The sequence below is a fragment of the Rhodopseudomonas pseudopalustris genome (genome assembly GCF_900110435.1).
Lineage (GTDB): Bacteria > Pseudomonadota > Alphaproteobacteria > Rhizobiales > Xanthobacteraceae > Rhodopseudomonas > Rhodopseudomonas pseudopalustris.
Window position 1 is genome coordinate 663219 of the sequence record NZ_FODT01000001.1, and the last position, 20176, is coordinate 683394.

The window sequence follows — 20176 nt, forward strand, 5'->3', positions numbered from 1 at the left end:
CGGAACGCGCCCAAGACACACGCCGATGACCAGGCTCCCGCCCCGCGACTGGACCGAGATCCGCTGGCCGGAGATCGGCGACGCCGACCCGGCGCGCTGGATCGCAGTGCTTCCGCTCGCCGCCACCGAACAGCACGGCCCTCATCTGCCGCTCGGCACCGACGTGATGATCGCGCGAGCCTATCTGGCGCGGGTGCACGAGCTGTTACCGGCGGAGCTGCCGGTGAGTTTCCTGCCGCTGCAGCCGATCGGGCTGTCGACCGAGCATCTGGCGTTCCCCGGCACGCTGACGCTGGGAACCGAGACCGCGCTGCGGCTGTGGACCGAGATCGGCGACAGCGTCGCGCGCGCGGGCGTGCGCAAGCTGGTGATGGTGACCAGCCATGGCGGCAACAGCGCGGCCATGAGTCTGGTGGCGCAAGAGCTGCGAGCGCGGCACGCGATGCTGGCCGTCACCACCGGCTGGGCGCGATTCGGCCTGCCGGACGGTTTGTTCGCGGACGACGAACTGCGTCACGGCATCCATGGCGGCGCGGTCGAGACCTCGATCATGCTGGCGCACGCGCCGCAGCAGGTGCGCACCGACAGGATCGCCGACTTCCGGCCCGCCACCGCGGCGATGGAGCATGAGTTCCGCTGGTTGTCGGCGCAGCGGCCGGCGCCATTCGCCTGGGCTGCACAGGACCTGCATCCGAGCGGCGCGATCGGCGACGCGACGGCGGCTTCGGCCGACAAGGGCCGGAAGGCGCTCGATCACGGCGCCCGCGCCTTCTGCGAGCTGCTGGCTGACGTCGATCGCTTCGACCTCGCGACACTCCGGCCCGCTCCCCGACCCTGATCCCCGAGCCTGATCCCGGTTGTTGCCAGCTCAGGACGACGGCGGCCTGAGGCTCAAAGACTGATCCTCACAGCGCCGCGGCAAAGGTTTCGGCGCGGGCCATTGCCCAGGCTTGCTTGAAACGTGGATCGTCGGTGCCGTCGAGCAGCTCGCCCGGACGCAGCGTCGGATAGAGTTGCGCGAACGACACCACGACGGACGACGACGTCCGCTGCGAGAAGTGGTGTGGGCCGATCTCCTGCGGATGGTCGAGCCCCGCCGCCGCGACCAGTTCGGCCAGCGCGTGCAGCGTGGCATGGTGATAGTTGAACACCCGGTCGACCTTCTGCGTCACCACCAGCGCGCGATAGCGCGACGGCTCCTGCGTGGTCACGCCGGTCGGGCAGCGGTCGGTGTGGCAGCTCAGCGACTGGATGCAGCCGAGCGCGAACATGAAGCCGCGCGCCGAATTGCACCAGTCGGCGCCGAGCGCCATCGCGCGCGCCATGTCGAAAGCGGTGGCGACCTTGCCCGCGGCGCCGATCTTGATCCGGTCGCGCATGCCGATGCCGATCAGCGCATTGTGCACGAAGTTGACGCCCTCACGCATCGGCATCCCGAGATGATCCATGAACTCCAGCGGCGCCGCGCCGGTGCCGCCCTCGTTGCCGTCGACGACGATGAAGTCCGGGGTGATTCCGGTCGCCAGCATCGCCTTGCAGATCGCGAGAAACTCCCACGGATGGCCGATGCACAGCTTGAAGCCGGTCGGCTTGCCGCCCGACAGACGCCGCATCTCGGCGATGAAGCGCAGCATCTCGACCGGGGTCGAAAACGCCTTGTGAAAAGGCGGCGAGATGCAATCCTCGTCCATCGCCACCCCGCGGATCCGCGAAATCTCTTCGGACACCTTCGCGGCCGGCAGCACGCCGCCATGGCCGGGCTTGGCGCCCTGGCTGACCTTCAGCTCGACCATCTTGATCTGGTCGTCGGTGGCGAGGCGGGCGAAGGCGTCGGGATCGAACTGACCGTCACGGGTGCGGCAGCCGAAATAGCCGGAGCCGATTTCCCAGATCAGGTCGCCGCCGTGCTCGCGGTGATAGGGGCTGACGCCGCCTTCGCCGGTGTCGTGCGCGAAGCCGCCCTTCTTGGCGCCGGCGTTCAGCGCCCGCACCGCATTCGGGCTGAGCGCGCCGAAACTCATCGCCGAGATGTTGAACATCGAGGCGGAATACGGCTTTGCGCAATCCGGCCCGCCGATGGTGATGCGAAAACGCTCCTCGGCGTGCGGGCGTGGCGCGACCGAGTGGTGCATCCACTCGTAACCGTCGCCATAGACGTCCTCCTGGGTGCCGAACGGCCGCTTGTCGAGCACCATCTTGGCGCGCTGATAGATCAGGGCGCGGGTGTCGCGGCTGAACGGCTTGCCGTCCTTCTCGCTCTCGAAGAAATATTGCCGCATCTCGGGGCGGATTTCCTCGAGCAGAAACCGCAGATGCGCCGAGATCGGATAGTTGCGCAGCACCGCATGATTCTTCTGCAGCAGGTCCCGCACGCCGAGCAGCGTCAGCGCGCCGAACACCAATGCCAGGGTCAGCATCACGCCGAACAGGCTGGTGTGAAAATCGGTGATCGCGATCGAGGCGAACAGCGCGGTGAGCACGGCGCAGATCGTGAGGGCGATGAAGCGCGGTGAGAAAGGAAGCAGAATCGTTTCCATGCAATCCCCGCGAGCCGGGCGGAGCCCCGGCCTGTTGTTGTGCGCCGGCCGCACCGCGAACGCGGCGCACCGGGCGCGTTCTATAACATGCCGATCGCGGCGCGATAACGGCGGCGGCTCGGCTGGATCACGCCTCGGTGATCCGCTAGGTTGCGGCCACGAGTCGCCGGAGGATCGCCGCGCGACGGGCCGGAGCCCCATGCCGCAACTGCAGGATTTTCGAACCGGGAAGCCGGCGTTCTATCCCGATCAGGCGATCTACGCCGAATATGCCTGCGCGCGGCTCGGCCTCCGCTTCAGCGAACGCGACGGCGGCACCGGCCTGTTGTTCGCCGTCGCCTCGGGGACGAAGGAAATCTGCTTCGGCGGCGGGCGTTGCTCGTATTATCCGCAGAACAACGCCACCGCAGCATCGCTCGCGACCGACAAATATCTCGCCAATGCGCTGCTGGAACGCGCCGGCGTGGCGACGCTCGGCGGCCGCTATTTCTTCCTGCACGACCGCCACCGCGCGCTGCGACCGCCCGGGCACGAACGCAACGATGCGCTGGATTATCTCGCAGCGCAGGGCGGCCACGCCTTCGCCAAGCCGCTGACCGGCTCGCGCGGCGACTTTGCGCGGCCGATCGAGAGCGCCGCGGCGCTGGCCTCCTATCTCGACGACGTCGCGCGCTATTACGATTCCGTGCTGATCCAGCCCTATGCCTCAGGCCACGAGTATCGCGTGTTCGTGGTCGACGGCGAAGCGCTGTACACCGCGCGAAAGCTGCCGCCGGCGGTGATCGGCGACGGCGTCCGCAGCCTGCGTGAGCTGCTGCACGAACACGACCGCGCGTTGCGCGACCGCGGATTGTCGGGCGCGAGCGGCGACGATCCGTCGCTCGATCACGTGCCCGCGGCCGGCGAGCGGCGCGACATCGCGGGCCGGATGAATCTCAGCGTCGGCGGCGCGATGGTGATGGAGGAGGCCGGCGCGCCGGCGATCGCAGGCGCCCGAGCCGCGACGCGCGCGCTCGGCCTGCGGCTCGGCGCGGTCGATCTGTTCGTCGATCCGGACGCGCGCGACGACGTGCGGGTGATCGAGGTGAATTCCAATCCCGCGATCCGCTTTCTCGAAAGCTGCGGCCGCGACGATCTGATCGTCGCGATCTGGCGTCACAGTCTCACCGCAGCAGGATTGTTGTAGATGTTCGATCTTCCGAAATACGGCGAAGGGATTTGTCTCGCGCGGCTGGCCGTGCTGCTCGATCGGCTCGGCGTCGATCGCGCGCGGCTGCAGCGCATCGCCGTCGCGGTCTGCGGCTCCAACGGCAAGGGCTCGACCGCGGCGTTCACCGCCAGCATCGGTCGCGCTCACGGCCTGCGCACCGGGCTGTTCACCTCGCCGCATTTGTATCGCTTCAACGAACGCTTCCAGATCGACGGCGCGCCGATCCCCGACGATGCGCTGAGGCGGCTGCTGGAGCGCGTGACAAAGGCCATCGCGGAGGTGGGAGAAGCCCGCGGCGAGCAGTTCGGCGCATTCGAGGCGCAGTTCGCGCTGGCGTGTTTGTACTTCCAGGACAATGCCTGCGACTTCGCGGTGTTCGAGGCCGGGATCGGCGGCCGCTACGATCCGGTGCGCCTGCTCGGCGCGCGCGTGAGCTGCGTCACCTCGGTCGATCTCGAACACGTGGCGCTGCTCGGCCATTCGATCGAGCTGATCGCCTCCGACAAGAGCGACGCCTGCGCGGCCGGCGGCGTCATTGTCTATGGCGAGAATTGCCGGCCATTGCACGACCATCTCGCTGAATACAATCGCAACCGCGACGTCGCCGCGCTGTTCATCGGCGACGAGATCGGCATCGGCAGCGTCAGCATCGCGGATGCGCGGCAGCGCTTCGATCTGCGCATCGCAGATCACACTTACGTGGCGCTCGAAACCTCGCTGCTCGGCCCGTTCCAGGTCAACAACGCCGCGATCGCGGCGTCGCTGTTCGCGCTATGGCTGCGGCACAGCGGCACCGACCACGATCCGGCGCGGCTCGATGCTGCGATCCGGAGCGGCCTGCGCGATGCGCGATGGCCGGGACGGCTGGAGACGATCAGCACAGAGCCGCTGACGGTGATCGACGTCGGCCACACTCCTGATGGCATCCGGCAGGCGCTGGCGGGACTTCGCGCGGCGCATGGCGAGAGCGGATGGATTCTGGTGCTCGGCGCATCGCGCGACAAGAACGCCGCCGAGATCGTCGCGGCGCTGGCGCCGTCCTTCGACGCCATCGTCTGCAGCTCGGCGCATCACAAGGGCGCGCCCGCCGAAGTCATCGCGGAAGCCGCGCGCGCGGCGAATCCGCGCGCCGAGATCGTCACGGCTGCGACCGTAGCCGACGCCGTGCGCGAGGCGCGCGTGCTGGCCGAACGGCTCGACGCCCGGATCTACGTCGCAGGCGGATTGTTTCTCGCGATCGAATTCGCCGCCGTGACGCGAGGCGGACGCGCCGAGGATCTTCGGTTCTTCTGAGCGCGGTGATTTGAACGTTGCGCGCAGCCGAGACGCCGACTAGCGTCCGCGCCAAACGCGACAACATCGTTCAGGGAGAGAAACATGACCGCCGTCAACCGCCAGGTTCTGCTGATCGCGAAACCGAAGGAGAAGCTCGCGGCCGAGCATTTCCGCATGGCGGAAGCGGCGGTGCCGGAGCCGAAGGACGGCGAGGCGCTGGTGAAGGTGCGCTACATTTCGCTCGACGCCGCCAACCGCGCCTGGATGCAGGGCGCGACCTATCGGGCCGCGGTCGAGACCGACAGCGTGATGCCGGGCGGCGGCATCGCCGAAGTGGTGAGTTCCAACGCGCCCGGGCTGTCGCCCGGCGACATCGTATTCGCCGACACCGGCTGGCAGGACTATGCGGCGCTGCCGGCCAAACATCTCACCAAACTGCCGAAGGTCGAGCCGCTGACGCATCTGCTCAGCGTCTACGGCATCGCGGGCCTCACCGCTTATTTCGGCCTGCTCGATGTCGGCAAGCCTGTGGCCGGCGAGACCGTGGTGGTCTCCGCCGCTGCCGGTTCGGTGGGCTCGATCGTCGGACAGATCGCCAAGATCAAGGGCTGCCGCGTCGTCGGCATCGCCGGCGGCCAGGCGAAGTGCGACTGGCTGGTGAACGAACTCGGCTTCGACGCCGCGGTCGACTACAAGGACGGCGCACTGTTCAAGGCGCTGCGCGCCGCGGCACCGAACGGCATCGACGTGTATTTCGACAATGTCGGCGGCGACATCCTCGAAGCCTGCCTGCCGCAGATGAACCTGCGCGGACGCATCGCCTGCTGCGGCGCAGTCTCGCAATACGACCGCACGCCTTCGGCGACCGGCCCGCGTGGCGTGCCCGGCCTGATCGTCGTGAAGCGGCTGATCATGCAGGGCTTCATCGTGATGGATTACATGGATCGCCGCGACGCGGCGGTCGCCGAGCTGCAGGGCTGGGTCGCGAGCGGCAGGCTGAAGGTACAGGAAGACGTCATCGACGGACTCGAGAACACCCCGCAGGCCTTGATCGGGCTTCTAGCCGGCGAGAATCGCGGTAAGCGGATGGTGAAGGTGTGAGACGCCCCGGGCTCGATCGTACGGAGTGATCAGGGTTGGCGACCGTCGGTCTCAGCGCTTGATTTTCCAATGAGACCGAAATCGCTCGATTTCCGGGTGCCGTCCGAAACGGCGAAGCCTTCGGCGCTCAGTCCGCGACGCAGCAATTCGCGCACAGCGGCAGCGCGGCTCGGCATGTGGCGACTGAATCGCCAGAGGTCCAAGGCATGATACTCGTCTTCGGTCAGCATGATCTGAAGACGCTCTCCACGGGGAATCGACACCATGGCGCTCACCATCATCGTCTCGGGCAAAAAGCAAATATTGCTCAAAATGCCTAATCTCGCTACCTTACTCGTAGTTGGCATATTGCTGCAATCGCTTCCTCGGCGGCTCCAGCAAATATGCCTGAGAGTGACCCTTTAAGGTCACTTGTTACCATTGAGTTGAAGTCATTATTTGCGCTTGCTTCTGCAAATCAGTCAAGACAGCGAACTGCTGAAACTGAATAAAACGCTGTAATTACAAATTGTTACGAGATAATTTATGTTTCAATATCCGGTTGATGGGCGTAGTCCATTGATCAGGAGTTTTGCCATGGCCATTACTACTCGCACCTTCGATTGCCGACTTTGCGCCGCCATGATGTGTGAGGGCGCCGACAAAATTGCGAAAACATCGAAAACGATCAGCGGCCTCGCGCGCCTGCGCGCGTGAGGCATTTTAGTCTTCGCGCGGCATCGCGCGAAGGTTGCGTTTTTCCGTGGACTTTCTCCATGTCAGAGCAGGGTATCGATCGCACCAGTCATCCGCGTCCTGAGACCCAACAGGACCCGGTCCCGACCTACAGGGCCTACACGATTGGCCCGGCGGGACACATCATCGCGTCGACTCTGTTGCCCGACTGCACCGACGATCTGGCCGCAATCAATGCTGCAAGGCGAATGTTCAGGGGCTACGTCGTGGAAGTGTGGGACCGCGCGCGATTCATCACCAAAATCCAGCGAAGCGGAGATGCGTGAAGGCCGGCATTTCGTTCAAGATCGTCCCGAAGGCACCGCGCGATCGCCGGCGGGGATCCTGTATCGTCAGCTCGCCAGATACGGCGGCCGTCGCGACGACGACCTGTCGTCGCGAAGCGCTCGGGCGGTTCTATCCTATTGCGGAGATTGGCGATCCCGGGATGACTCGAACATCCGACCTACGGTTTAGGAAACCGCCGCTCTATCCGGCTGAGCTACGGGACCGGCCGGCCGCGGCGCGCCGCGGCGGTCTGGATTCCCCATAGCAGAGGGGCCGACGGATCGCCACCCCGGAATCGGACGCCGTTCGGCCCCGAGCCGAGCGGCTGCTCAGGGCTTCGCCGGCGCGCGCGGGGCGCGCGTCGTCACCGCCGTTGCAACCCGACGCTGGCCGATCCCAACCGATTAGTCCGCAGTGAACCGCCGTTGCCTTGTTCTTGTCATCGGCGGGTCCTATCTGACTCTCGTCGGTGAGACGCCGCCCTGTTGCGGCGCAGCCGGCCTACGAAATCCAGACGGTTCACACGGAGGTGACGATGGGCTTGCTCGATATCCTCAACGGTATGCAGAACGGCCCGCGCGGCCCCGCCGACCCGAACGACAAGAGCGGCGGGATGTCCAAGTTCACCATGGCGATCCTCGCGCTGCTTGCCTACAAGGCCTACAAACACGTGACGGCTCCCGATGCGCCGGCGTCCGTCGGCCACGGGCGTCCGACGTCGGTGCCGCAATCGCCGAACACGATGCCCTCGCGGAACACCATCAATGCCGGGATGCCCGGCGGCGGGCTCAGCGACATGCTCAAGGGCGGCCTCGGCGGCTTGCTCGCCGGCGGCGCGGCAGGCACCATCCTGTCCGGCGGCCTCGGCGACCTGATGAAACAGTTCCAGACCAACGGCCTCGGCGACGCTGCGGATTCCTGGGTCGGTCGCGGCGAGAACAAACAGATCGGCCCGAACGATCTCGCCAATGCGCTGGGCGCCGACAGGCTCGAGATGCTGACCCAGCAGACCGGAATGTCGCGCGAGGAGTTACTCGACGGCCTCAGCCAGCAATTGCCGGGCGTGATCGATCAGCTCACGCCGGACGGCCGGCTCCCGACCGAGGACGAAGCCTCGCGCTGGATCTGATCGGCTACACCTGTTTGTCGACATGAGCGTTTCGGAAAGGACATTTGCCCATGACTGGTATCCTCTGGATCATCCTGGTCGGCTTCATCGCCGGCATTATCGCGCGTTTCCTCTCACCCGGACCGAACAACCCGCAGGGTTTTCTGCTGACCACGGTGCTGGGCATCGTCGGAGCGTTCCTCGCCACGGCGATCGGCCAGGCGATCGGCCATTACGGCCCCAACCAGGGCGCGGGCTTCATCACCGCAACAATCGGCGCGGTGCTGGTGCTGTTCATCTGGAACCGGCTGGTGGCGCGACGGGTGCTATCCGATCCCGGCAATCGCTAGATGTGAGCTTTTCCGGTTCCGAGTAAGTCGAAACTGACGCGTTTTCGACACGCGGACCGGTTTTCACTTCGTTCGAAAACGCCCTATCGTGTAGTTCGGCTCTGATCGATCATCGCGATCGCTCACCCACAAACGGCCCGGCTGATCACCGGGCCGTTTGCTTGGGTCCGGACACGTCGGCTCAGCCGAGATGCATACCGGCGTCCATCCGGACCAGCTCGCCGGTCATGCTGCTGGATTTCGGCGATGCGAGGAAGCACACCAGTTCGGCGATATCCTCCGGGCTCGACGCGATCTTCAGCGGCACCTTGGCGACCACCATGTCGCGTACCTGCTGCGCGGCATCGGCGCCGCGACCCTTGGTGAACCATGGCGTGTCGATGTAACCCGGGCAGATCGCGTTGACGCGGATCGAGGGCGCCAGCGCGCGCGAGAGCGACAACGTCATGGTGTTCAGCGCGCCCTTGCTGGCCGCATAGGCGATCGAGGAGCCGATGCCGCTGGTGCCGGCGACCGACGATACGTTGACCACCGCCGACGAACGGCCCGCGGCTTTCGCGCCGGCCACGAGCAGCGCGCGCGCGGCGCGCACCATCTGATACGGGCCGATGGTGTTCACCGCATAGATCCGCTGGAAATCCTCCGCCGATAACTGATCGAGCAGGTGATGCGCGACGTGCTTGGTGATGCCGGCATTGTTGATCAGCGCGTCGAGCCCGCCCCAATGCGCGGCGGCTTCGACGATACGCTTGCAATCGTCGTCTTTGGCGACGTCGCCCTGCACCACCACCACCTCGGCTGCGCCGGCCTTGCGGCAATCCTCGGCGGTCGTCTCGGCGTCTTTCTGGCTGGACGAATAATTGATCACGAGCCGCGCGCCGTCCCGCGCCAGGATCTTCGCCGTCGCAGCGCCGAGGCCGGACGCCGACCCTGTCACGATCACATTCAATCCAGCCTTCGCCATCTCTGCTCCCCATGTCTGTTTTGCGCGCGCCTCGCCGCGTGCTGCACCATATAAGCTGCGAAGCCGCGAGCAAGCCGGCTAAGCCCGCTCTGCGGAATAAGCCGGCACGCACACCATGCTGTCGTCGCAGGTCGCTCCGCGGCGGCGGCGCTTGTCATCGCATCGGCTTTTCCGCATCATGCCGCGTAGCAACAATGCAGCACCCTGGGCCTGGCGATTCGCCGGTTGTAACGGAAGTGTGCGGCTACGGGGAACGCTGTGACGGAGACTACCGACAACATCGTCGTCGAGACTGCCGAGAAGATCTTCGCCGATCTGGCCGACGCGCAAACCATCAATGCGAGCAAGGACGGAAGCTGGCGCGCGCCGCTGTGGCGGGCGCTGAGCGAATCCGGGCTGCCGCTGTCGTGGGTGCCGGAAGCGTGCGACGGTTCCGGCGCGAGCCTCGCCGAAGGCTTCGCGGTGCTGAACGCCGCGGGCCGGGCCGGCCTCGCTGCGCCGCTCGCCGAGACGATGCTTGCGGGCTGGCTGCTGGCGCAGGCAAGCATCGCCTCGCCCGAGGGCGCGATGACGATCGCACCCGTTCATCCGAAGGATCGCATCACGCTCAACGCCGACGGCACGCTGTCCGGCCGCGCCCGCGGCGTGCCGTTCGCGCGGGACGCGAAATTCATCGCGGTGCTGGCGCAGCGCAGTGACGGCGCATCGATCGCGCTGGTCGACGCCTCGACTTGCCGGATCGATCATGGCCTCGCGCTCGGCGGCGATCCGTCCGACACCGTGACGTTCGACAAGGTGTCGCCGCTGAAGCTCGCGGCTGCGCCGCAGGGCTTCGATGCGACCGCATTGCTGCTGATCGGCTCGGTGGCGCGCAGCCTGCAGATCGCGGGCGCGCTGGAGACGATGCTCGAAATCAGCGTGCGCTACTCCAACGAGCGCGTCGCGTTCGAGAAGAAGATCTCGAAATTCCAGGCGGTGCAGCACAATCTGGCGAAGCTCGCCGGCGAGACCTCGGCGGCGCTGGCGGCCGCGACCTCGGCGGCCGATACGCTCGCCAACGCGACCGCATTCGACGATGCGGTGATGCTGGAAGCCGCCGCCGCCAAGATCCGCTGCGCCGAAGCGGCCGAGAAGGGCGCGGCGATCGCCCATCAGGTATTTGGTGCGATCGGCTTCACCAGCGAGCATATCCTGCATCGCTACTCGCTGCGCGCGCTCGCCTGGCGCGACGATTTCGGCAACGAGAGTCATTGGGCGGTCGAGCTCGGCCGCATGGTGGCCAGGCGCGGCGCCGACGATCTGTGGCCGCTGGTCGCTTCGCGCTGACCGCATCAACACGACGAGAACCGCGATGACCGCCGCCCTCCGTTTCGATCCGATCCGCCTGCCGCCCGTCTGCGAGGAGCTGCGCAAGGAAGTCCGCGCCTTCCTCGCCGAGGAAATCGCCGCCGGCACCTTCGATCCGCACAAGCCGCAGCGCGAGGATTCCGACGCGCCGGAATTCTCCCGCCGGGTCGGCGAGCGCGGCTGGCTCGGCATGACCTGGCCGAAGCAATATGGCGGCCACGAGCGCACGTTTCTGGAGCGCTACGTCGTCACCGAGGAAATGCGCGTCGCCAATGCGCCGACGCGGCGGTTCTTCGTCGCCGATCGGCAGAGCGGCCCGGTGCTGCTGAAATACGCGCCCGAGCACATCAAGATGGACATCCTGCCGCGGATCTGCCGCGGCGAATTGTGCTTCGCGATCGGGATGAGCGAGCCGAATTCCGGCTCCGATCTGTTCGCCGCCAAGACCAAAGCGACCAAAACCGACGGCGGCTATCTGATCAACGGCTCGAAGATCTGGACCACGTCGGCGCATATCGCCGACTACATGATCGCGATCTTCCGAACCTCGCCGTCGACCAAGGAGAACCGCCGCCACGGCCTGACCCAGTTCCTGGTCAACATGAAAACGCCGGGCATCAAGGTCAATCCGATCGCGCAGATCACCGGGCAGCACGAATTCAACGAGGTGGTGTTCACCGACGCCTTCGTGCCGGACGATCATGTGCTCGGCGAGATCGATGGCGCCTGGAAACAGGCCACCTCCGAACTCGCCTTCGAGCGCTCCGGGCCGGAACGCTTTCTCGAGACCTATTACGTGCTGACCGAGCTGGTGCGCGCGCTCGGGCCCGATCCGGATATGCGCGGCGCCGAGGGCATCGGCCGGCTGGTGGCGCAGCTGCACACCATGCGGCGGATGTCGGTGTCGGTCGCCGGCATGTTGCAGGCCGGCAAGGAGCCGGTGGTCGAAGCCTCGATCGTGAAAGACATCGGCACGGTCTGGGAACAGCAGCTGCCGCACCGCGTGCGCGAACTCGCAGCCTTCGTCGACAGTGAAGCGTCGAACCATGCCACACTCGACGAGCTGACGGCGTTCGCCACCAAGGTCGCGCCGAAGCTGACCATCCAGGGCGGCACCACGGAGGTGCTGCGCGGCATCATCGCGCGCGGGCTCGGCCTGCGCTAAAGCTTTGTCGAGCGAAGTGAACCCGGCTCGCGTGAAGAAAACGCGTCAGAACAAAAATCAGAGCTCCGGTTCTGATCCGATCAGAACCGGAAAAGCTCCAAGGCGCGGCGCGTTCGCGCAGCAAGACATTTATCGAGGACAGACCATGACCAACTACACGGATATCGCCGTCGAGACCAACGGCCACGTCGCCCTGATCGAAATCCGGCGCCCGCCGCTGAACTTCTTCGACATTTCGCTGATCCAGCAGATCGCCGACGCGCTCGACGCCATCGACGCCGATCCAGAGATGCGCGCCACGGTGCTGGCCGCGCAGGGCAAGGCGTTCTGCGCCGGGGCCAATTTCGGCGATTCGGCGCAGCAGGCCGGCGATCCGCAAGCGGCGAAGGGCGATCCGGCCGACAGCCTCGGCCAGATCGGCCATCTCTACTACGAAGCGGTGCGGATCTTCCGCGCCAAGAAGCCGATCGTCGCCGCGGTGCACGGCGCTGCGATCGGCGGCGGGCTCGGCCTCGCGGTGTCGGCGGATTTCCGCGTCACCTGCCCCGAAGCGCGGTTCGCGGCGAACTTCACCAAGCTCGGCTTTCATCCCGGTTTCGGTCTGACGGTGACGCTCCCGGAGCTGATCGGCCGTAACAATGCCGAGCTGATGTTCTACACTTCGCGCCGGGTCACCGGCGAAGACGCGGTGAAGATGGGTCTCGCCAACGAGCTGGTGCCGCTCAACGAAGTCCGCAGCGCCGCGCTCAAGCTCGCGCGTGAGATCGCCGAATGCGCGCCGCTCGGCCTGCTCTCGACCCGCGCGACGATGCGTGCCACGCTCGCCGACCGGGTGATGGAAGCGACCAAGCACGAACTCGCCGAACAGACGCGGCTGCGCGCGACCGAAGATTTCAGGGAAGGCATCAAGGCCACCGAAGAACGCCGCATCGCGCACTTCAAGGGGCGCTAACTTCACTGGGTCGTCATTCCGGGGCACGCGCGCAGCGCGTGAACCCGGAATGACGGGGGTTGTTAGTTGGAGAGTCTGAACGCCACTCCCGCGAGTGTGAAGCCGTCGCCGGTTATCGCGACGCCTTGGGACTGCGCCGCTTCGCGAATTTTCGTCGGATCGGCGACCTTGAACGTTAGCGCCGTCAGCGCCTCGCTGTCGCCTTTGACGAAGCGGAGTGTCGCGTTCGGCACTTGCAGCTCCGCGACGCCCTCTGCGCCATTCGTCACCGGCAGTTCGAGGATGCGGCCCCAATGCGCCGCGAGGTCGTCCGGATCGGGGCTCTGCAGCTCGACCGCCGTCAGCGCTTGCGTCACGTCGGTGCGGATCGCCTTGTGCCACTCCGGCCCGGCGGGCGAATAGGGACCGCGGACATTATCGCTGCCGGTAGTGTGATTGAGCTCGATAAAGGCGGCGCGGCAATCGCGCGGATGCAGTTGCACGCCGTGATACGGCGCGTGATCGATCACATTGGCGGTGCGGACGCCGAGCGATGCGGCGTGACGGCCCCGCGCGTCGGGATCGTCACAGCAGAAGATCGCCATGTAGCCGCCATGGCCGCCGGTCTTTTCCAGGAAGCGCCCGGCGGCGGTGCCCGCCCGTGTCGGCGCAACGATCTCCAGCAGCGTGGCATCGACCGGCAGCAGGACGTTCTCGAGCCCATATTTGCCGACATGCGGATCGCGATAGCAGACCTCGAGACCCATGATCGCCGCGAGGCGCGACGTCGCGGGTTCGAGGCTTTCGGCGACGAGGCAGATCTGGCGCAACCGGAGAAACGGCGCCATCGTCAGCGGCCCTGGAACGACGGCGCGCGCTTCTCGACAAAGGCGCTTGCTGCTTCCTTGTGGTCGGCGGTCTCGGCGCAGCGCGAATGATGCAGCGCCTCGGCGTCGAAACAGGCTTCCAGCGACAGATGCTCGGCGTTGTTGATGTTGGTCTTGATGTAGCCGAGCGTCACGCTCGGCCCCTGCGCCAGCGACAGCGCCAGCTCACGCGCGGCGCTCTCGACATCGGCATCCGGCACGACGCGGCTGACGATGCCGAGCGCATGCGCCTCCTGCGCGGTGAGCACCGGTGAGGTCAGATACAGCTCGCGCGCTTTCGCCGCGCCGATCAGATGCGTCAGGAAATAGGTGCCGCCGAAATCGCCCGACAATCCGACCTTGGCGAAGGCGGTGGTGATCTTGGCGGACGCGCCCGCGACGCGCAGGTCGCAGGCCAGCGCGATCGACAGGCCGGCGCCGGCTGCCGCGCCATCGATCTGCGCCACCACCGGCTTCGGCATCTGATGCAGGATGCGCGACACTTCCATGCCGCGTCGCAGATTGGCGACCTTGGCTTCGAGCGGCGCCGGCGCACCCGCCGCGGCCATCGACTTGACGTCGCCGCCGACGCAGAAGGTGCCGCCGGCGCCCTTGAGCAACACCGCACGAACCTCCGGATCGTCCGCCGCGCGCCGCGCCGCATCGACCAATCCCCGGATCAGTTCCTGGTTCAGCGCATTGCGCCGATCCGGCCGGTTCATGGTGATCGTCAGAAGACCCTGGTCGAGCTGCTGCAAGACGATGTCGGTCATGTCGGAAACTCCTTCTTGTTGTTCGCCGGCACCGACGGCGTCTGAGGGCGTTCCCCGGATCCTGCGCAGCGCGCCGCGTTTGCGGCGTGGTGCGCTGCTGATCCGGGGTCCCGGTGACTGCTTCAGATGTAAACCGGGGTCCCGGTTCTGCGGAGCGGCACTTCGTGCCGCACCGCGCCCGGGACACAGCGCTTTGCTACTTCTTCACCAGCGGACAGCGCGACTCCGACAGCGGCTGGAACGCCTGATCGCCGGGGACGGTGGCGAGCAGTTTGTAGTTGTCCCAGCGGCCTTTGGATTCCGACGGCTTCTTGATCTCGAACAGATACATGTCGTGCACCATCCGGCCGTCCTCGCGGATCCGGCCGTTCTTGGCGAAGAAGTCGTTGATCGGCGTTTCCTTCATCTTCTTCATCACCGCGGCGGCGTCGGTGGTGCCGGCGGCTTTGACTGCCTGCAGATAGTGCATCGTCTCGGAGTACAGGCCGGCCTGCACCGAGGTCGGCACCCGCTTGGTGCGCTCCATGAAGCGCTTCGAGAACGCACGGGTATCGTCATTGAGATCCCAATAGAAGGCTTCCGCCAGAATCAGGCCTTGCGCGGTGTCCAGCCCGACGCTGTCGATGTCTGAAATGAAGGCGAGCAACGGCGACAGCTTCTGGCCGCCTTTGGCGATGCCGAATTCAGCGGCTTGCTTGATCGCGTTGATCGTGTCGCCGCCCGCATTGGCGAGGCCGACCACCTTGGCCTTGGAGCTCTGCGCCTGCAGCAGGAACGAGGAAAAATCCGAGGTGTTGATCGGATGTTTGACGTTGCCCAGCACCTTGCCGCCCGATGCCTTGATGACGTTGGAGGTGTCGCGCTCGAGATCCTGCCCGAAGGCGTAGTCGGCGGACAGGAAGAACCAGCTATCGAGTCCCTGCTTCACCGCCGCAAGACCCGTGGTGTTGGCCTGAGCGAAGGTGTCGAACACGTAGTGCACGGTGTACGGACCGCAGGCCTCGTTGCTGAGACGGATCGAACCTGGTCCCGAGAACATGATGATCTTGCCGCGAGCCTTGGCGATCTCGGCGGCCGCGAGCGCGGTCGCGGAGGCGGCGACATCGATGATTGCCTCGACGCCTTGATTGTCGAGCATATCGCGCGCGATGTTGGCGGAGAGATCCGCCTTGTTGAGATGATCGGCAACGACGATCTCGATCTTGCGACCGAGGACGGTGCCGCCGAAATCCTCCACCGCCATCTTGGCCGCGGCCTCGCTACCCGGGCCGGTGATATCGGCGTAGAGACCCGACATGTCGAGGATCGCGCCGAGTTTCAGCGGCGGCTGCGATTGCGCCTGCGCGGCCGAGATCGCGGTGATCGACAGACAGGCAAAAAGTGCGGTGCGGATAGCTTTCACGTGGTCCCTCCCTGACCGGCGCCGATTTCATCACGGGCTTCTGGTCCTGGTGCGATCATGCCGCATCGCCTGCGCAGCGGCAAGCGATGCGGTTTTCCGTCGAGTGGAATGCGCTTGCTTGATCGCAGAGTGCTTAGTAAGCGAATAGTTGCAAGCCGTCGGAGACGCGCGCAGGTCGATCGTCTCGCGGCGGTGCTAACGGCGGGCTCACGCGATGACCGCGACGACGAATAACGCACGGGGGCGTGGAGGTCTCGCCGCAATGGTCAGCGGCGGGGTTCTGTTGTTCGTCCCCGGCGTCTTGTTCGCTGGTTGTCCGGATCTGCCGCGTCAAGGCGAAGGCGTCGTCGCCGCGATCGACGACGGGCGCAGTCTTCGCTTGCAGGACGGCCGCGAAATCAGGCTTGCAGGGATCGAGCTGGAGCTGTCGCGACAGGCCGAGGCGAAGGCCGCGTTGGCGTCGCTCGCAAGCGGTCGCGTCATCACGCTCCGCGGCGTCGACGATGCGCCGGACCGTTATGGCCGGCAGCCGGCTTTCGTCTTCACCGACGATGAGACGAGGCCGTTGCAGATCAGGCTGCTCGAAGCCGGTCATGCGCTGGTGGGAACCGGCATTGCGCAGGCCGACTGCCGCGGCGAGTTGCTGGCCGCGGAATCCTCGGCCAAGATTGCGCGACGTGGCCTCTGGGCAGAGCCATCAGCCCTCAAAAACGCCGGAAATCCCGGCGATATCATGTCCCGGGTCGGGCGTTTCACGGTGATCGAAGGCAGGGTTTTGTCGGTCCGGGAGGCCGGCGGAACGATCTATCTGAACTTCGGCCGGCGCTGGACTCAGGACTTTGCCGTGACTATTTCAAGGCGCATATTGGGGTCTTTCGAGGCTGCGGGTATTGCGCCCAAGTCCTTGGAGAACAAGCGAATACGCGTTCGCGGTTGGGTCGAGCGGCGCTCCGGCCCCCAGATCCGAATTCGCGAGGTGGGACAGATCGAAGTGCCGGGTGCGCCATAGCGCCCGCAGAGAGTCATCGTGTGATCGGATCCGAGGGACGGCGCAGCATCTGGAGGAGCCGCCACTGGCTGGCTGTGCCGCTTCTCGGCAGCGCGCTGGCGCTGGCCGGCTGCGGCGATTTCCGTCGCTTCGAGACCGCGTCGGCCCCCGCGAGCGCGCCTGCCGTAAAACCGGCGCGCCCTGCCGTGCAATCGCCGACCGCGGAGCGCGAGCACGAGCGCATCCTCGCGACCTATGGCGGCGCCTATGACGATCCCCGGCTCGAGGCGCTGATCGGCAGCACGGTCAATCGGCTGGTGGCCGCATCCGACCGTCCCGACCTCACCTACAAGGTGACGATTCTGAATTCCGGCGCGGTGAACGCCTTCGCGCTGCCGACCGGCCAGCTCTACGTCACCCGCGGGCTGGTCGCGCTCGCCAGCGACACCTCGGAATTATCGTCGGTGCTGTCGCACGAAATGGCGCATGTGCTCGCCAAGCACGCCGCGATCCGTGAGGACCAGGCGCGCCAGGCGGCGCTGGTGACGCGCGTCGTCACCGACATGGGCAACGATCCGGACATGACCGCGCTGGCGCTCGCCAAGACCAAGCTGTCATTGGCGAGCTTCTCGCGGCAGCAGGAGCTCGAGGCGGACGGCATCGGCGTCGGCATTTCGGCGCGCGCCCAGTTCGATCCTTACGGCGCCTCGCGATTCCTCACCGCGATGGAGCGCAACGCGGCGCTGAAGGCCAGCCGCGGCGATCCGCGCTCGCAGGACTTCCTGTCGTCGCATCCGGCGACACCGGAGCGGGTGCGCAACGCGCAGAACAATGCCCGGCAATACGCGTCGCCGGAGCAGAACGCCAAGGGCGAGCGCGACCGCGAGACCTATCTCAACGCGATCGACAATCTCGTCTATGGCGAAGACCCGAGCGAAGGCTTCGTGCGCGGGCGGCGCTTCCTGCATCCGAAGCTCGGCTTCACCTTCCAGGTGCCGGAGGCCTTCACGCTCGACAACACCGCGCAGGCGGTGATCGGCGTCCGCGAAGGCGGCAGCCAGGCGATGCGATTCGACGTCGTCCGGGTGCCCGCAGAGCAGTCGCTCGCCGACTATCTCAATTCCGGCTGGATGGAGAATGTCGACAAGAGTTCCACTGAGGAATTGAGCATCAGCGGCTTCCCGACGGCGTCGGTGATGGCGCGCGGCGATCAGTGGCAGTTCAAGGTGTACGCGCTGCGGTTCGGCAGCGACGTCTATCGCTTCATCTTCGCCACCCGGCAGAAATCGGCCGAGAGCGAGCGCAACGCGCGCGATACGGTGAGTTCATTTCGCCGGCTGACGCTCGATGAGATCCAGGCGGCGCGGCCGCTGCGGATCAAGGTGATCACCGTGCAGCCGGGTGACACGGTGGAATCGCTGTCGCACCGGATGGCCGGCGTCGATCGCCCGCTCGAACGCTTCCGGGTGCTGAACGGGCTCGACGCCAGCGCCACGGTGAAGCCGCGCGACCTCGTCAAGATCGTGGTCGACTGATCCGGCGCGCCCCCTGCGCGCGCCAATCAGCTGCGGAGGCCTGACGGCGCAGATCGAGAGCGTCGCTTCTGATTCGATCAGAACCGAAATAGCTCCAAGGCCTCAAAATCTGAGGCCACAAAAAAGGCCCGGCTCGCGCCGGGCCTGAATTGTTCAACAGTGTGGGACCGTATCTCGGAAAGATACGGACGACGGCCGGTCAGGCCGCTTCGTCGGTCACCGCATCGTCGGTGTCGACATCGCCATCGGCATCGCCTTCAGCGTCCACCTCGGCCTTGGCGCCGCGACGCGGGCTCTTGGCGAGCTGGCCCTCGACTTCCTTGACCGCTTCGGTCTCGGTGACCTGCTGAACCACAGCGATTTCGCGCGACAGCCGATCGAGCGCTGCTTCATACAGCTGGCGTTCGCTGTAGGACTGCTCGGGCTGAGATTCCGAACGGAACAGGTCACGCACCACTTCGGCAATCGCGACGATATCGCCGGAATTGATCTTGGCTTCGTATTCCTGGGCGCGGCGCGACCACATCGTCCGCTTGACGCGGGCGCGGCCCTTCAGGGTCTCGAGCGCCTTCTTCACCAGCGCCGGATCGGACAGCTTGCGCATCCCGACATTGGCGACCTTGGCGGTCGGCACCCGCAACGTCATCTTGTCCTTGATGAAGTTGATGACGAACAGTTCGAGCTTGGCGCCCGCGATTTCCTGCTCCTCGATTGCCAGAATCTGGCCGACGCCATGGGCCGGATAGACCACGAATTCGCCCGCCTTGAAGCCCTGACGCTGGGTCACGGCCTTCTTCGGCTCCTCGACCTTCGGCGGCGCCGCCGGCTTGGCAGCCACGGGCTTGCCTTCCGGCTTCGCGACAGCCGCCTTCGGCGCCTCAGGAGCCTTGGCTACCGGCTTCGCCGTCGACTTGGCCGAAGCGGTCTTGGAAGCGTCCGCCGGAGCGGCAGTTTTCGCAGTCTTGGATGGCATTTCACTTCTTTTGTTTTTCGAGGACTTGAGGGCCGATGCCTTGGAGGCCGAAGCCTTCGCGGCAGAGCCCTTAGCGGTTGTAACCTTGGCGGCGCTTGCCTTCCCGGCAGTCACCTTCGCAGCGGCGGCCTTGCCGGCAGAGGCCTTCGACGTAGAGGCCTTGGATGCGGAGGCCTTGGACACTGACGACTTCGAACCAACGGCCTTCGTAGCGGAGGCCTTCGTAGCGGAGGCTTTGGAAACGGGGCTCTTGGAAGACGAGGCCTTTGAACCGGAGGCCTTGGAAGCAGGGGACTTGACGCTCCGGGTGTCCTTGGCAGAAATTCGAGACTGGCTCTTGGTCGCGCTGCGGTTTGCCGCAGCGGCATGCTTGGCACGCTTCGAAGAAACACTCATTTTACGCGTTTTCTGTGACACAGCCTGCGCGTGGAATCGCCACGCCCCTGTTCGTTGTTTTTGACGGGACCCCTTCCCGGCCGCGAAAACGGCGTGCCGAGTTTCTAGAATGTGCCAAATATAGCACATTTCCCGCAAAAATCAATGATTTATGACGAATCCTCCCGGCTCCTTACGGAACCAGGACGACTGATCATCAACAGGGTAAATCCGGCTGGGAAAAACGCTTACCGGTATCTTTGCCGCGAAGCTA

General features: G+C 65.7%; 18 protein-coding genes and 1 tRNA gene. 11 read left to right on the forward strand and 8 right to left on the reverse strand.

Annotated elements, in window-relative coordinates; genetic code table 11:
- The first annotated feature begins 25 nt into the window (after window positions 1-25).
- Window positions 26-838: a creatininase family protein gene (locus BMY71_RS03080; RefSeq protein ID WP_011500691.1), complete on the forward strand. Its 813-nt coding sequence runs from the start codon at window positions 26-28 to the stop codon at window positions 836-838.
- A gap of 67 nt (window positions 839-905) precedes the next feature.
- Here BMY71_RS03080 and BMY71_RS03085 read toward each other — a convergent pair whose 3' ends face one another.
- Window positions 906-2537, reverse strand: a complete 1632-nt coding sequence (locus BMY71_RS03085) for an FMN-binding glutamate synthase family protein (RefSeq protein ID WP_092681598.1) — start codon at window positions 2535-2537, stop codon at window positions 906-908.
- Window positions 2538-2736: 199 nt separating this feature from the next.
- On the opposite strand from BMY71_RS03085, the gene BMY71_RS03090 reads away from it, so the two are divergent.
- The 3 genes from BMY71_RS03090 (at window position 2737) to BMY71_RS03100 (ending at window position 6123) form a co-directional block, all read left to right on the forward strand.
- Entirely contained in the window at window positions 2737-3723 is a 987-nt protein-coding gene (locus BMY71_RS03090) for an ATP-grasp domain-containing protein (protein ID WP_092681600.1), read from the forward strand.
- The gene (locus tag BMY71_RS03095; protein WP_092681602.1) at window positions 3724-5040 is read left to right on the forward strand and encodes a bifunctional folylpolyglutamate synthase/dihydrofolate synthase; all 1317 of its coding nucleotides are present in this window, start codon (window positions 3724-3726) and stop codon (window positions 5038-5040) included.
- Window positions 5041-5124: 84 nt separating this feature from the next.
- Window positions 5125-6123, forward strand: coding sequence for an NADP-dependent oxidoreductase (locus BMY71_RS03100; protein WP_092681604.1), 999 nt, complete (start codon window positions 5125-5127; stop codon window positions 6121-6123).
- Window positions 6124-6152: 29 nt separating this feature from the next.
- On the opposite strand, the gene BMY71_RS03105 is transcribed toward BMY71_RS03100, so the two are convergent.
- Both BMY71_RS03105 and BMY71_RS03115 read right to left on the reverse strand, forming a co-directional pair.
- A complete protein-coding gene (locus BMY71_RS03105; protein WP_011500696.1) occupies window positions 6153-6389 on the reverse strand; it encodes a hypothetical protein in 237 nt (78 codons plus the stop codon).
- Window positions 6390-7272: 883 nt separating this feature from the next.
- Window positions 7273-7349: transfer RNA gene (locus tag BMY71_RS03115), tRNA-Arg, on the reverse strand.
- Window positions 7350-7660: 311 nt separating this feature from the next.
- Between BMY71_RS03115 and BMY71_RS03120 the strand changes: the two genes are divergently transcribed.
- Together BMY71_RS03120 and BMY71_RS03125 are read left to right on the forward strand one after the other, a co-directional pair.
- Window positions 7661-8254, forward strand: coding sequence for a YidB family protein (locus tag BMY71_RS03120; RefSeq protein WP_041805547.1), 594 nt, complete (start codon window positions 7661-7663; stop codon window positions 8252-8254).
- 50 nt (window positions 8255-8304) lie between these two features.
- Entirely contained in the window at window positions 8305-8583 is a 279-nt protein-coding gene (locus tag BMY71_RS03125) for a GlsB/YeaQ/YmgE family stress response membrane protein (RefSeq protein ID WP_011500698.1), read from the forward strand.
- Window positions 8584-8764: 181 nt separating this feature from the next.
- Here BMY71_RS03125 and BMY71_RS03130 read toward each other — a convergent pair whose 3' ends face one another.
- Complete coding sequence (locus BMY71_RS03130; protein WP_011500699.1) at window positions 8765-9547, reverse strand: SDR family NAD(P)-dependent oxidoreductase; 783 nt, start codon at window positions 9545-9547, stop codon at window positions 8765-8767.
- A 258-nt stretch (window positions 9548-9805) separates the two neighbouring features.
- Between BMY71_RS03130 and BMY71_RS03135 the strand changes: the two genes are divergently transcribed.
- The 3 genes from BMY71_RS03135 to BMY71_RS03145 all read left to right on the forward strand — a co-directional run bounded on the left by BMY71_RS03135 (window position 9806) and on the right by BMY71_RS03145 (window position 13011).
- On the forward strand, window positions 9806-10873 hold the full coding sequence (locus BMY71_RS03135; protein WP_092681608.1) for an acyl-CoA dehydrogenase family protein: 1068 nt from the start codon (window positions 9806-9808) through the stop codon (window positions 10871-10873).
- Between the two features lie 25 nt (window positions 10874-10898).
- Entirely contained in the window at window positions 10899-12059 is a 1161-nt protein-coding gene (locus BMY71_RS03140) for an acyl-CoA dehydrogenase family protein (protein WP_092681610.1), read from the forward strand.
- 145 nt (window positions 12060-12204) lie between these two features.
- A complete protein-coding gene (locus tag BMY71_RS03145) occupies window positions 12205-13011 on the forward strand; it encodes an enoyl-CoA hydratase/isomerase family protein (protein ID WP_011500702.1) in 807 nt (268 codons plus the stop codon).
- Window positions 13012-13073: 62 nt separating this feature from the next.
- On the opposite strand, the gene BMY71_RS03150 is transcribed toward BMY71_RS03145, so the two are convergent.
- From BMY71_RS03150 to BMY71_RS03160, 3 genes are all read right to left on the reverse strand, one after another.
- A complete protein-coding gene (locus BMY71_RS03150; protein ID WP_092681612.1) occupies window positions 13074-13838 on the reverse strand; it encodes a VOC family protein in 765 nt (254 codons plus the stop codon).
- 2 nt (window positions 13839-13840) lie between these two features.
- On the reverse strand, window positions 13841-14629 hold the full coding sequence (locus tag BMY71_RS03155; protein WP_092681614.1) for an enoyl-CoA hydratase: 789 nt from the start codon (window positions 14627-14629) through the stop codon (window positions 13841-13843).
- A 196-nt stretch (window positions 14630-14825) separates the two neighbouring features.
- Window positions 14826-16031: an ABC transporter substrate-binding protein gene (locus BMY71_RS03160; RefSeq protein WP_092681616.1), complete on the reverse strand. Its 1206-nt coding sequence runs from the start codon at window positions 16029-16031 to the stop codon at window positions 14826-14828.
- A 214-nt stretch (window positions 16032-16245) separates the two neighbouring features.
- Here BMY71_RS03160 and BMY71_RS03165 point away from each other — a divergent pair, with 214 nt between their 5' ends.
- Entirely contained in the window at window positions 16246-17040 is a 795-nt protein-coding gene (locus BMY71_RS03165; protein ID WP_092681618.1) for a thermonuclease family protein, read from the forward strand.
- A gap of 20 nt (window positions 17041-17060) precedes the next feature.
- The gene (locus tag BMY71_RS03170; protein ID WP_092681620.1) at window positions 17061-18554 is read left to right on the forward strand and encodes a M48 family metalloprotease; all 1494 of its coding nucleotides are present in this window, start codon (window positions 17061-17063) and stop codon (window positions 18552-18554) included.
- Window positions 18555-18753: 199 nt separating this feature from the next.
- Here the strand turns inward: BMY71_RS03170 and BMY71_RS03175 are convergent, their stop codons facing one another.
- The gene (locus tag BMY71_RS03175) at window positions 18754-19641 is read right to left on the reverse strand and encodes a CarD family transcriptional regulator (protein WP_244525970.1); all 888 of its coding nucleotides are present in this window, start codon (window positions 19639-19641) and stop codon (window positions 18754-18756) included.
- Window positions 19642-20176: the final 535 nt, after the last annotated feature.